The organism is Pseudomonas sp. GW821-FHT03C07 (assembly GCF_059420925.1).
This window is the reverse complement of the sequence record NZ_JBWKUQ010000005.1, coordinates 397827-411115: the sequence shown is the minus strand read 5'-3', so window position 1 is coordinate 411115 and position 13289 is coordinate 397827. Positions and strand designations below refer to the sequence as shown.

The window sequence follows — 13289 nt, the reverse complement described above, 5'->3', positions numbered from 1 at the left end:
GGCCCGGCTCCAAACACTGGAAGGCGACTCTTTTGCGCGGCAGCACAGATTACCTGAATCACCGCTGTCTATTGAGCAAAAACAACAGGTCGTTCATCTCTTCTTCATAGGCTTTTCACATTTGGGCGTTTACCGTAGAATCCCGCCCGCGCTCCGAACCAGGGAACTGATAAAAATCATGAAGATAACGCTGTTATGCAGCTTTGACATTTCATTTTTTTAGGCTTTAATCGCCGCATGTCTTTTATTACCCCTGTATCATCCCACGGTCATGCCTCTATGCTTGCCCGCATAAAAGGCATCGTTCATTGTGCCTGAGCGTTGAGTCCGGCATGCTATCGGCTGGCTTGAAGCATCGCCGCACCATTGAAACCATTCTGGAAAGAAGCCTTTGAAACCTTATCCAATTCAGCGCGTGTCGATCGTTATCCCGGTCTATAACGAAGAACAGAGCCTGCCTGAACTGTTGCGCCGTACCGAAGCGGCCTGTGCGCAGTTGACCCAGGATGTCGAAATCATCCTGGTCGACGACGGCAGCCGTGATCGCTCCGCCGACATTCTTCAGGAAGCCGCCGAGCGTGAAGGCAGCCCGGTCATCGCCGTGATCCTGAACCGTAACTACGGTCAGCACGCCGCGATCATGGCGGGCTTCGAGCAATCCACCGGCGATGTGGTCATCACCCTGGACGCCGACCTGCAGAACCCGCCGGAAGAAATCCCGCGTCTGGTGGAACAGGCCGCGCTGGGCTTCGACGTGGTCGGCACCGTGCGCAACAATCGCCAGGACTCGGCCTTGCGCCGCTGGCCGTCGCGCCTGATCAACATGGCCGTGCAACGCTCCACCGGCGTCGCCATGAGCGACTACGGCTGCATGTTGCGCGCCTATCGCCGGACCATCGTCGACGCGATGCTGGCCTGCCGCGAGCGCAGCACCTTCATTCCGATCCTGGCCAACAGCTTTGCCCGGCACACCACCGAAGTGCTGGTGCAGCACGCCGAGCGCGAACACGGCGACTCGAAATACAGCCCGATGCGCCTGATCAACCTGATGTTCGACCTGGTCACCTGCATGACCACCACGCCCCTGCGGCTGTTGAGCATCATCGGTTTCACCATGGCCGGCCTCGGCGCGCTCTTCGCCATCCTGCTGGTGGTGCTGCGCCTGATCTTCGGCGCCGCCTGGGCCGGTGACGGTTCGTTCGTGCTGTTTGCTATCCTGTTCGTCTTTACCGGCGGTCAGTTCATCGGCATGGGGCTTCTGGGTGAATACCTGGGTCGCATGTACAGTGACGTGCGTGCACGTCCGCGCTTCTTCATCGAGAAAGTGCTGCGTAGCCAGCCGTCTCCTGCCAGCGCTGCTGGTGATACCCCTTCTACTACTACCTCCAATCAGGTCGCACCATGAATCCGAAAGTTGTCGTCTTCGCCTATCACGATATTGGTTGCACCGGCATCGAGTCCCTGCTCGCCGCAGGTTACGACATCGCCGCAGTGTTCACCCATGCCGACGACCCGAAGGAGAACGCCTTCTACGGTTCCGTAGCGCAACTCTGTGCTCGCAAGGGCATTACCGTGCACGCACCGGAAGATGCCAACCATCCTTTGTGGATCGAGCGCATTGCCAAGCTGAACCCGGACTACATCTTCTCGTTCTACTACCGCAACCTGTTGAGCGAAGAGCTGCTGGCCACCGCCAAGAACGGCGCGTTCAACCTGCACGGTTCCCTGCTGCCACGCTACCGCGGTCGCGCACCGGCCAACTGGGTGCTGGTCAACGGCGAAAGCGAAACCGGCGTGACCCTGCACCGCATGGTCAAGCGTGCCGATGCCGGCGGCATCCTGGCGCAGAACCGCGTCGCCATCGAACGTGCCGACACCGCCCTGACCCTGCACACCAAGCTGCGTGACAGCGCTGCCGCCCTGCTGAGCGAAGCCCTGCCACAACTGGCTGCCGGCAAACTGAGCGAAACCGCCCAGGACGAGTCGAAGGCCACTTACTTCGGTCGCCGCACCCCGGCTGACGGCAAACTGGTCTGGAAAAAGCCTGCCGAAGAGCTGTTCAACCTGGTTCGCGCCGTGACCCAACCTTACCCGGGCGCCTTCTGCGCCGTGGGCGAGCACAAGCTGATCGTCTGGAGCGCCGACGTCGTCAAGGGCAACGAAGGTCAGGCCCCTGGCCGTGTGATCAGCGTCGACCCACTGCGCATCGCTTGCGGTGAAGACTCCCTGGTGATCAACGCCGGCCAGCGCAACGACAACGGCCTGTTCCTCAGCGGCCCGCAACTGGCCAACGAACTGGGCCTGGTGGACGGTTCCTTCCTGCGCGGCGCCGAGTCGGGCCGCAAGCCACGTCGTACCCGCGTACTGATCCTGGGCGTCAACGGTTTCATCGGTAACCACCTGTCCGAGCGCCTGCTGCGTGACGACAAGTACGACGTCTACGGTCTGGACATCGGCTCCGACGCCATCGAACGCCTGCGCAGCCACCCGAACTTCCACTTCGTCGAAGGCGATATCAGCATCCACTCCGAGTGGATCGAATATCACATCAAGAAGTGCGACGTGGTCCTGCCGCTGGTGGCCATCGCCACCCCGATCGAATACACCCGCAACCCGCTGCGCGTATTCGAACTGGACTTCGAAGAGAACCTGAAACTGGTTCGCTACTGCGTCAAGTACAACAAGCGAGTGATCTTCCCGTCGACCTCCGAAGTCTACGGCATGTGCCAGGACGAGAACTTCGACGAAGACACCTCGAACCTGATCGTTGGCCCGATCAACAAGCAGCGCTGGATCTACTCGGTGTCCAAGCAGTTGCTGGACCGCGTGATCTGGGCTTACGGCGCCAAGGGCTTGAACTTCACCCTGTTCCGTCCGTTCAACTGGATGGGTCCACGTCTGGACCGTCTGGATTCGGCGCGTATCGGCAGCTCCCGTGCCATCACCCAGCTGATCCTGAACCTGGTCGAAGGTACCCCGATCCGTCTGTTCGACGGCGGCGAGCAGAAGCGCTGCTTCACCGACATCGCCGACGGCATCGAGGCCCTGGCCCGTATCGTCGACAACGAGAACGACTGCTGCAACGGCCAGGTCATCAACATCGGTAGCCCGGACAACGAAGCCAGCATCCGTCAGCTGGGCGAAGAACTGCTGCGTCAGTTCGAAGCTCACCCGCTGCGTAGCAACTTCCCTCCGTTCGCCGGTTTCCGCGACGTGGAAAGCAAGGCGTTCTACGGTACTGGCTACCAGGACGTGTCGCACCGCAAACCAAGCGTCGAAAACGCCAAGCGCCTGCTGAACTGGGAGCCTACCGTCGAGATGAGCGAAACCATCGGTAACACCCTGGACTTCTTCCTCAAAGAAGCCATGCTCGAAATCGCGGACAAGCGCTGATGCAGGCTGGACTTCGCATCGATGTGGACACCTATCGCGGCACCCGTGAAGGGGTACCGCGGTTGCTGGAACTGCTCGACGAGGCCCAGGTCAAGGCAACGTTCTTCTTCAGCGTTGGACCGGACAACATGGGGCGCCACCTGTGGCGCCTCATCAAACCCCAGTTCCTCCTGAAGATGTTGCGTTCCAAGGCTGCCAGTCTTTATGGCTGGGACATCTTGCTGGCCGGCACTGCCTGGCCAGGCAAGCCGATCGGTCGGGATCTGGGGCATCTGATGCGCCAGACCCTGGCCGCCGGCCATGAGGTCGGCCTGCACGCCTGGGATCACCACGGTTGGCAGGCCAATGCCGGGCGCTGGAGCGAAGCCGAACTGATCGAACAGATCCGTCGCGGCGTCGATTGCCTGAGCGATATCACCGGGCAAGCCGTCGAATGTTCGGCCACCGCCGGTTGGCGGGCGGACGAACGTGTCGTGCAAGCCAAGGAGCATTTCGGTTTTCGCTATAACAGCGATTGCCGCGGGCACGGTCTGTTTCTGCCACGGTTGGCGGATGGCAGCCTGGGGACCCCGCAAATTCCCGTGGACCTGCCCACTTTCGACGAAGTCGTGGGTGCGGATCTGGCCGCGAAAGATTTCAATGCGTTCATTCTCGACCGGTTCAGTCCGGCGCGTCTGAATGTCTACACCATTCACGCGGAAGTAGAAGGGATTCTGATGGCAAACGAGTTTCGCCAGCTCTTGGCCCAGGCCAAGGCGCGTGACATCGAGTTCCAACCCCTGGTCAATCTATTGCCAGCCCAACTGGACCGCCTGCCCGCAGGGCAATTGGTCCGTGGCACCCTCGGCGGCCGTGAAGGCTGGCTCGGGGTACAGCAGGGATGACCAGGCGCTGGGCTTTGCCGTTGCTGTTTCTCGCTTTTCTGCTGTTCTACCTCCTGCCACTGGTCACCCATGGCATGTGGATTCCGGACGAAACCCGCTACGCCCAGATCGGCCAGGAAATGCTCCGGCACGGCCACTGGGCGTCGCCGCATTTCATGGAACTGCGTTACTTCGAAAAACCCATCGCCGGATACTGGATGATCGCCATCGGTCAGGCCATTTTCGGTGAGAACTTTTTCGGCGTGCGTTTCGCGTCGGCCCTGAGCAGCGGGTTGAGCGTGCTGCTGGTCTATCTGATCGCCGGACGCCTGTGGAGCGACGAACGCAAGCAGTTTGCCTGCGCCGCGCTGTACATGAGCTTCGGCCTAATCGCCGGGCAAGCCGGTTATGCCAACCTCGATCCGCAGTTCACCTTCTGGGTCAACCTGAGCTTCGTCGCCCTGTGGTTCGCCATCGACGGCAGCACCCCGCGGGCTCGGCTGTGGTCGTGGGTGGCCCTGGGCCTGGCCTGTGGCATGGGTTTCATGACCAAGGGCTTCCTCGCCCTGATGCTGCCGGTGCTGATCGCCCTGCCCTACATGATCTGGCAGAAGCGTTTTCGCGAACTGGTGGGTTATGGCCTGGTGGCCGTGGCCGTGGCCGCGCTGATCAGCCTGCCCTGGGTCCTCGCGGTTCACCTCCAGGAGCCGGACTACTGGCGTTTCTTCTTCTGGCACGAGCATATCCGTCGTTTTGCCGCCGAAGACGCGCAGCACACCCGGCCGTGGTGGTTCTACCTGCCAATGATCGTGGTTTCCAGCCTGCCGTGGGCGCTGCTGTTGCCGGTGACCCTGAAGGATGCCTGGCGCACCAAGGGCCAACGCATCAGCGTGTTCCTGCTGCTCTGGTTGTTGCTGCCACTGGCGTTCTTCAGCCTCAGCCGCGGCAAGCTGCCGACCTACATCATGCCGTGCCTGATGCCCCTGGCGTTGCTGATGGGGCATTCGCTGATGGAGCGCATCAAGCTTGCGCAAGGTCAGGTCCCCCGTCTCAACGGTCTGCTCAACCTGGTACTGGGCCTGGCGGGACTGGCGGCACTGGTGTATTTCCAGATCAAGCAGCCGTTCTACGATAACGAGCCGTTGCACCTGACCCTGCTCTGCGTCTTCATCGGTAGCTGGATCCTGGTCAATATCCTGCCCCTGCTCAAGCCGCTGACCTTCTGGGCCACCCCGGCGCTGGGCATGGGCATGTTGGTGCTGTTGCTGCCGGCGGCGATGCCGAACGTCATCGTGCACAACAAGATGCCCGACCAGTTCATCGCCCACCATGCCGACGAACTGAGCCAGAGCCGGCACTTCCTGAGCAACGACCTGGGTGCCGCTTCCGCACTGGCCTGGCGCATGAAGCGCAGCGATATCACCCTCTACAACACCCAGGGTGAGCTGCAGTACGGCCTGGGTTATCCGGAAACCGCCGGTCGCGCCCAGGACCTGAGCCAGATCCAGGCCTGGATGGACAACGCCCGCCGTGAAGGCCAGGTCGGAGTGGTAATGCGCGTCAAGGATCAGGACGAACTGCATGAGATCGACCTGCTGCCCAAGGATCATGTTCGCTATGAAGAAGGCAACATGGTTATCCTGATTTTCTCGAAGACCACGCCATGACCCTGATGTTGTTGCTCAGCGCCTGCCTGCTGACATGCCTGGGCCAAGTCGCCCAGAAGTTTGCCGTTGAAAGCTGGCGCGGCCCTTCCCTGGGCATTCTGCATAAACTGCGCTCGCCCTGGTTGTGGCTGGCGCTGGCCAGCCTCGGTTTCGGCCTGCTGGTCTGGCTGCTGGTCCTGCAACGGCTGGAGGTCGGCATTGCTTATCCGATGCTCAGCCTGAACTTTGTCCTGATCACCCTGGTGGCGCACTACCTGTTCAAGGAGTCGATCGACACCCGCCATTGGTTGGGCGTGGCGTTGATCATCGCCGGTGTGGTCCTGTTGGGGCGTCACGTATGAGCCAGGCACGCGGTTTTACCCTGGCCACCGGCAGCGTGCTGCTGGTCAGCGGAGCCCAGCTGGGCATGCGCTGGAGCATGACCCGCCTGCCGGAACCGGCGCAATGGCTGGACGCCCTGATGACTCAGGACGTATCGTTACTCGCCTTGGGTGTAGTGGCTGCATCGATCCTCGCCTACGCCCTGTCCATGCTTTGCTGGCTGGCCGCCTTGCGCGACCTGCCATTGGGCCGGGCCTACTCGTTGCTCAGCGTGAGTTACGCGCTGGTCTACCTGTTGGCCGCCGGCCTGCCGTTTTTCAATGAAAGCTTCAGTCTTTCGAAATCGCTGGGAGTGGCCCTGGTCATTCTCGGCGTGTTAACGATCAACTCTCCACGTATACCCCGTCCTAGGGACTCCGTATGAAAATCAGCGTAATTGGTAGCGGTTATGTCGGTCTGGTACAGGCGACTGTGCTGGCCGAAGTCGGTCATGATGTCGTGTGCATGGACGTCGACCAGAACAAGATCGACTTGCTGCGTAAAGGCCACATCCCCATCTTCGAACCAGGGCTGGAGACCATGGTCAAGAGCAACCTGGAAAGCGGCCGCCTGCACTTCACCAGCGATGAGAAGCTGGCGATCGAGCATGGCCAGGTGCTGTTTATCGCCGTCGGCACGCCGTCGGACGAAGACGGTTCGGCTGACCTCAAGTACGTCCTCTCGGTGGGCGATGCCGTGGTCCGTCACCGCGTCGAGCCGCTAATCCTGGTGGAAAAGTCCACCGTTCCGGTCGGCACCGGCGACACCCTGCGCGCGCATATCCAGGCCGCCCTGGATAAAGTCGGCCGCAGCCTGGAATTCGATATTGTCTCCAACCCGGAATTCCTCAAGGAAGGTTCGGCGGTGGAAGACTGCCGTCGTCCGGACCGTATCGTCATCGGCTGCGAGCGCGAAGAAGTGCGCGAAGTGATGCGCGACCTCTACGCCCCGTTCAACCGCAACCATGACCGCATCATGTTCATGGACCTGCGCAGCGCCGAGCTGACCAAGTACGCCGCCAACTGCATGCTGGCGACCAAGATCAGCTTTATCAACCAGATCGCCGAACTGGCCGAACACCTGGGCGCGGACATCGAAGCCGTGCGCATGGGCATCGGCGCCGACCAGCGCATCGGTTACCACTTTATCTACCCGGGCTGCGGCTACGGCGGCTCGTGCTTCCCCAAAGACATGCGCGCCCTGATCCACAGCGCCCAGGCGGCCAACTGTTCGAGCGACCTGCTGCAAGCCGTCGAGGCGATCAACGAGCGCCAGAAGCACAAGCTGTTCGACCGTCTGAACGCGTTCTACAAGGGCGATCTGAAAGGCAAGACCTTCGCTCTCTGGGGCCTGGCGTTCAAACCGAACACCGACGATATGCGCGACGCTCCAAGCCGTGTGCTGATGGAAGCCCTGTGGGCGGCCGGCGCACAGGTTCGTGCGTTCGATCCGGAAGCCATGCAGGAAACCCAGCGCATCTACCCGGATGAGCCAGGTCTGTCACTGATGGGCACGCCGGAATCGGCACTGGTCGGTGCCGACGCGCTGATCATCTGCACCGAATGGCAACAGTTCAAGGCGCCGGACTTCGAGCTGATCAAGCAGCGCCTGAAAGCGCCGGTGGTCTTCGACGGCCGCAACCTGTTCGACGCCAATCGCATGCAGCGCAAAGGTTTCACCTACTTTGCGATCGGTCGCGGTGCTTCGCTGGACCTGCCGGTGACCCGTCACGGTCTGGAGTGACATCCTGATGGTTGGCCCAGGCTGACTTGTGGGAGCGGCGCTGGCCCGCGAAGCTTTTGGCGGTCTCAGGGCCCCCTTCGCTGCGGTGCGGCGTCCCGACAAGCCAGGCTCCTACAGGTTCCGGGGTGTTCTCAAGGTCTGGGTTCAGGCCAGTGCATCGGGCTTGGCCCAGATAAACAAACGACGCGGTCATTTCCAAAAAATGACCGCGTTTTCGTTCCTAACGGGCTCGCCCGTTTTTTTCAGGTTCACGGCCGTGACATTGACGTCCCCATCCCGCAATACCCTGAACCGCCAATCCCTCGGCCTGGGTCTGGTAGCCCTGCTGTTGTTTATCGCCGGCGTCTATCAGCAAGCCGCCATCGGCTTTGACTCGCGCTTCGTGCTGTTCGCCGAGGAAATGCTGCGCCATGGCCCAAGTTTCTTCCCAACCACCTATGGCGAGCCGTATCCGGATTATTCGGCGTTTTCCACCCTGTTGATCTGGTTGCTTGCGCTGCCGTTCGGCACGGTCAACGCCCTCGCCGCCTGGCTGCCGAGCGCTCTGGCTTCGGCCTGGATCGTGGTGCTGATGTACCGGCTGGTGGCCCCGCATTCGCCACGCTGGGCGCTGCTGAGCATCGCCCTGCTGTTGTTGACCAACAACTTCCTGATTGAAACCCGTGCCGTATCCCTGGACCAGATGCTCGCCGCCGTGTCCCTGGCGGTGTTCTACCTGGGTTATGCCGCCAGATACTACGCCGCGCCGAAACGCAGCGTGCTGCTCCTGGCGCTGCTGGTACTGGGCTTTGCCATTCGCGGCCCGATGGGCCTGGTGATCCCCACCGGCATGCTCTGCAGCTTCTACCTGCTCAGCGGTCAATGGCGCCGGCTGTTGGTGTTCGGCTTCCAGGCCCTGTTCCTGCTGGCGGCCTGCATCGGCCTGCTGTTGTGGCTGGCCTCGCTGGATGGCGGCCCGGCCTTCCTTCAGGAAGTGATCCGCATGCAGTTCACCGGCCGCATGGATGGCTCGGCGGGTTCCAGCGGAACGCTGTATTACTTCAGTAGTGCCTTTGGTAATTACGCCCTGGCTTATCCATTGGCGGTACTGGTACTGGTGGCCATCCTCGCAACCGGTCGCCAACATCGTGGACCGGCCTTGCAACTGACCCTCTATGCGGTCGCGGCCGGCTTGATCGTGATGCTCGGTTTGTCCGTGCCCCAGGCGAAAAAAGCCCGTTATATCCTGCCGATGGTGCCGATGGCGGCGATCGTCGCCGCCTATCCGTTCCAGGTTGCCAAGGGCCGTCTGTTCGCCTGGTTGCGTGGGCTGATGCAGGGGCTCTGGCTGATCCTCCCGGGCCTGCTGATCGCCGGGATGTTCATGTTGCATCGGCGCTTTCCCGAGGAACTGCCGACCTTGGGCGTCGCACCTTATCTGGTCGGGGCCTTGCAGGTGATCGCCGTGCTGGCGCTGTTCAACGCCCGCTGGCGTGCACTCGGGCTGGCCGGCTGTGCGGTCCTGGCGCTGTGGAGCAGCTATATCCTGATTGTCGAACCGACTGAGCGCGTGGCCTATGACACTCGCGGCTTTACCCAGGCCACCCAGCAGTTGATGCAGAAGGACCCGGCACCGCTGGTCATGCATGCGGTGGGCAAGGATGGACGGGCAATCAAGTTCATGGTCAATGCCGAGAGCGATCTGCAGCCGATCTTCAGCGAAACCCCCGAGCAACTTCAGGGCGTGGCGCGACCGGCCTGGGTGATGATGGACAAGGACCATTACGAAGCACTGAAAGGCACGACCATCGGCGATCTGGTCCCGGTGCTCAGCCAGCGCTTCGACAAGAACGATTATGTGTTGTTGAAGCTGCCATAAAACCTGTAGGAGCATGGCTTGCCAGCGAAGCTTTTGGCGGTCTTGAGGCCGCAATCGCCGGCAAGCCGGCTCCCACAGGATTTCTGTCGGACATAGCATCGGTGTTCAACACCGAACTGTGGGAGATTCTATGGTTGTCGGGACGCCGCACCGCAGCGATTGCGATATCCCATTCACCGCGTTAGGCGATAACTACACTCGCCCCCTTCAGCACATCCAGCCCTACCCCCACCAGCGTCACCGAATCCGCCCCGAAAGTCAGCACGGTATCGTGCCCCACCACCTTGGCGTGCTCCTGGATAGTGTGTCCCTGGGAATCGGCATAACCCATGAACACCAGTTTGTCGGACGCCTGGAAGCCGGTGATCTTGTCCTGGCCGAACGCGCCATTGAAGCCGTTGAACAGAAAGGTATTACCGCCGCCCTTCGCGTCCATCAGGTCATTCCCCGCGCCACCGATAAACAGGTTGCCGCCCTTGACCGCACCGACCAGATGATCGTCCCCGCCATTACCCAGCAGCCACTCCCCCGAAGACTTCGCGATCAGTGTATCGGTCCCATCGCTGCCCACCTGCGAGTTGACGTAGCTCCCCTCGGACAAGCTCTGGTTGCCCACCACATGGGCCACGTCCTTGTTGAAGAACACCAGGCTCGACTCCTTGCTGACCAGCGTGCCGATATTCTGGGCGATGGTGATACCGCCCACGGCATCGCGGATATACAAGGTGCCGTGGCCATCATTGGCGATATCGAAGCTGCCCAGGGATTTCTGCAGGTCGAAGGTGTTGTTGCCCTTGCCGCCGAGGATGATGTTATAGCCACCGTCGTCCCGGAAAGTATCGTCGCCGCCACGCCCTTCGATGTAATCGTTGCCACGGCCACCCTTGAGCAGATCATTGGCCTCGCTGCCGATGATAAAGGTGCTGCCGCTATGGGTTTCGGCGTTGCGATTGAGGTCTTGCACCCAGGTCTTGTCCCGCGCCGGGTCCGACAGGTTAGCGACGATGATGGTCGAGTCCTTACTGGTCAGGTCATAGAACTGCGACCCCAGCACCCGGTTCAGGCCATCTCCATAAGCCGTCGGCAGGTGGGAAATCCAGGTGGCGACATTACCGATGGAAAACGGCAGCAGGTTCCAGGCATCGGACGCGTAATGGTCGTTGAAGCTGACGATATTGTTGGTCGCCGATGCCTTGTTCGCATCGTGCACGCCCAGGGTTGCCAGGGTCAGGCTGGAGCCATCGAGGGCGCGGAACACCGGGTCGTTTTCATAACCGATATTCAGCACCTGGGGGCCCGCGCCGCTCTGGGTCGGCGAAGCGAAGGCGATATAGTTGGCGTCCTTGTAGAAACCGCCCCAATGGTCCTGGCTCAGGTCGGCCACACTGTTGACTGCCAGCCCGCCCAGGCTGTGGCCGCTGACCAGCACGTCCTTGCCGGAAAGACCGTTGGCCGCGGCAAAGCTCGCCACGCTCTTGAGCAAGCCTTCGAAGGCGTTGGCGCTGTAGTTCTTCGCGTAATCCTTGGGTCCGATGGCTGCCAGCAAGTCGTTGATCGCATCGCCGATGCTGTCGCTGATCTCGCTTTCCCGCGGCCCGCTGGTACCACGGAAGGACACACCGATCTCGCTCAGGTGTCCGCTGGCGTCGTACTTGCCGAGGATTTCCGCCTGCGCCGTGGTGTAGCCGGCCGTCTCGCCATAGAAGGTGCCGCGGGCGTCGGTCTTGCCGCCGTAGCCCAGTTGCGCGGCGCTGATGGGTGTCCAGCCAGCCGCATTCACCGCCACCAGCGCGGCTTTCTCCGAATCCGGGTTCCACGGTATACCGGGGATGACCCCCTGGGCATCCGTGCCGCCGAGCAGGGCCTTGACCAGGGTCGCCGGCAGGCCGAGGCCGAAGCCATTCTGCTGGTAGCCCACGGCAAAGCCGTTATCGAGGTTGTGGTAGGAATACAAGGTGATCGCCAGCGCATCGGAATACAGCGCTTTTGAAGCCTCGGTCCCTAGGTTTTTATAGTCAAACACACCCATGGTATTGCCTCCTTGCTGGTTGGAATTATTGACGCACAAAGGCCTCATCGACCCTGGCCAGGTCGGTTTCGCGCAAGGTGCCCGCGTAGTAATGCAATTTGGTCCAGGCCATCAGGTAGTCGTAGCGCGCCTGGGCCAAGTCGCGCCGGGTGCTGTAGAGCTGCTGCTCGGCGTTCAGCGCATCGAGGTTGACCCGCTCGCCGCCGAGGATGCTCTGCTTCGTCGACAGCACCAGGGCTTCAGCCGAATTCAAGGCCTTCTGATAGGCGCGCAATTTGCTCACGCCCGACAGGCAGGCACTGAACTGGCGCCGTAGCTCGATCAGGGTTTCGCGGGTCTTGCCGTCCAGTTCGTACTCGGCCTGCTCCAGGTTGGCGCTGGCCTGGCGTACTGACGCCGAGACCCCGCCGCCAGCGAACAACGGCACGTTCACCTCGAAACCGATGGTGTTGGTGTCGTAGCGCTGGTTGTAGGTGTTGCTGCTGTCGGACTCGCTCTTGCGCACGCTGACATAGGCATTGAGCTTGGGCAGATGCCCGGCGCGGTTGCGCTCCACTTCATAGCGGGCCACTTCGAGGGCCTGGCGCTGGGAGGCCAGGGTCGGGTTGTTCTCCAGGGCCATGGCGTGCCAGGTATCGAAATTGGCCGGTTCCAGGGGAAACGACTGAAAAGCCTGGGCCAGCGGCGCCAGTTCGGAAACGTCCACCGACGGTACGCCAATCAGCGCCCCCAGCTCGCGCAAGGCGGCGTCCTGTTCGTTGCGCGCCTCGATCTCCTCGGCAGTGGCCAACTCGAAACGCGACTCCGCCTCGAGAATATCAGTGCGCGTGCCCTCGCCCTGGCGGAACAACTGCTCGTTCTGCTGGAACTGCTCTTCATAGGCTTTCTTGCGGGCCTGGGCGATCTCGATCTGGTCCTGGGCAAACAGCGCCTGGGTGTAATGGGTCAGGACCCGTACCAGCAGCTCCTGGCTCTTGCCGCGAAAGGTTTCATCGGCGAACAACGCTTGCGCCACGCCCTTGCGGTAATTGGCATAGGCCTCGTAGTCGATCAGCGGTTGTTGCAGCATCAGCGTGGAACCGGAGCTGGTGTAGTGGCGATCCTCATGGGCGTTGCCGCGTTCGCTGAGGTAGGTGGCCCGTGAATCGTTGCGGCCCTGGTTGTAGTTGTAGGAAATCTTCGGCAGCAGGCCGGCGCGGCCAATGACGCGATTTTCCTGGCCGGCATCGCGCTCCTTGAGCGCGCCGAGGAATACCGGGTCATTGCGCAGCGCCTGCTCATAAACCTGGAACGGCCCCATGGCCTGGCTGCCGGTGCTGACCAACAGGGACAGCGTTGCCGCGATCATCGACAGTGTCTTCATTCGGTGGAACATC

At 61.4% G+C, this 13289-nt stretch carries 10 protein-coding genes; 8 read left to right on the top strand and 2 right to left on the bottom strand.

Annotation, left to right across the window (positions count from 1 at the left end; translation table 11 throughout):
* Window positions 1-391 precede the first annotated feature (391 nt).
* The 8 genes from arnC to AC07VG_RS13525 all read left to right on the top strand — a co-directional run bounded on the left by arnC (window position 392) and on the right by AC07VG_RS13525 (window position 9884).
* Complete coding sequence (gene arnC, locus AC07VG_RS13560) at window positions 392-1405, top strand: undecaprenyl-phosphate 4-deoxy-4-formamido-L-arabinose transferase (protein WP_100943351.1); 1014 nt, start codon at window positions 392-394, stop codon at window positions 1403-1405.
* Complete coding sequence (arnA, locus tag AC07VG_RS13555; RefSeq protein WP_495002214.1) at window positions 1402-3393, top strand: bifunctional UDP-4-amino-4-deoxy-L-arabinose formyltransferase/UDP-glucuronic acid oxidase ArnA; 1992 nt, start codon at window positions 1402-1404, stop codon at window positions 3391-3393. Before arnC ends, arnA begins: the two co-directional genes overlap by 4 nt.
* Window positions 3393-4277 carry a 4-deoxy-4-formamido-L-arabinose-phosphoundecaprenol deformylase gene (arnD, locus tag AC07VG_RS13550; protein WP_100943353.1) on the top strand — a complete coding sequence of 295 codons (885 nt, stop codon included), beginning with the start codon at window positions 3393-3395 and terminating at the stop codon, window positions 4275-4277. The genes arnA and arnD overlap by 1 nt, the downstream gene beginning before the upstream one ends.
* Window positions 4274-5923 carry a lipid IV(A) 4-amino-4-deoxy-L-arabinosyltransferase gene (arnT, locus tag AC07VG_RS13545; protein ID WP_495021335.1) on the top strand — a complete coding sequence of 550 codons (1650 nt, stop codon included), beginning with the start codon at window positions 4274-4276 and terminating at the stop codon, window positions 5921-5923. The genes arnD and arnT overlap by 4 nt, the downstream gene beginning before the upstream one ends.
* Entirely contained in the window at window positions 5920-6264 is a 345-nt protein-coding gene (gene arnE, locus AC07VG_RS13540; RefSeq protein ID WP_495002212.1) for a 4-amino-4-deoxy-L-arabinose-phosphoundecaprenol flippase subunit ArnE, read from the top strand. Before arnT ends, arnE begins: the two co-directional genes overlap by 4 nt.
* Entirely contained in the window at window positions 6261-6668 is a 408-nt protein-coding gene (gene arnF, locus AC07VG_RS13535; RefSeq protein WP_495002211.1) for a 4-amino-4-deoxy-L-arabinose-phosphoundecaprenol flippase subunit ArnF, read from the top strand. Before arnE ends, arnF begins: the two co-directional genes overlap by 4 nt.
* Window positions 6665-8026: a UDP-glucose dehydrogenase family protein gene (locus tag AC07VG_RS13530; RefSeq protein WP_495002210.1), complete on the top strand. Its 1362-nt coding sequence runs from the start codon at window positions 6665-6667 to the stop codon at window positions 8024-8026. The genes arnF and AC07VG_RS13530 overlap by 4 nt, the downstream gene beginning before the upstream one ends.
* A 262-nt stretch (window positions 8027-8288) precedes the next feature.
* The gene (locus AC07VG_RS13525) at window positions 8289-9884 is read left to right on the top strand and encodes an ArnT family glycosyltransferase (RefSeq protein ID WP_495021352.1); all 1596 of its coding nucleotides are present in this window, start codon (window positions 8289-8291) and stop codon (window positions 9882-9884) included.
* A gap of 181 nt (window positions 9885-10065) precedes the next feature.
* Here AC07VG_RS13525 and AC07VG_RS13520 read toward each other — a convergent pair whose 3' ends face one another.
* Complete coding sequence (locus AC07VG_RS13520) at window positions 10066-11913, bottom strand: polyurethane esterase (RefSeq protein ID WP_495021334.1); 1848 nt, start codon at window positions 11911-11913, stop codon at window positions 10066-10068.
* 25 nt (window positions 11914-11938) lie between these two features.
* A complete protein-coding gene (locus tag AC07VG_RS13515) occupies window positions 11939-13288 on the bottom strand; it encodes a TolC family outer membrane protein (protein WP_495021333.1) in 1350 nt (449 codons plus the stop codon).
* Window position 13289: the final 1 nt, after the last annotated feature.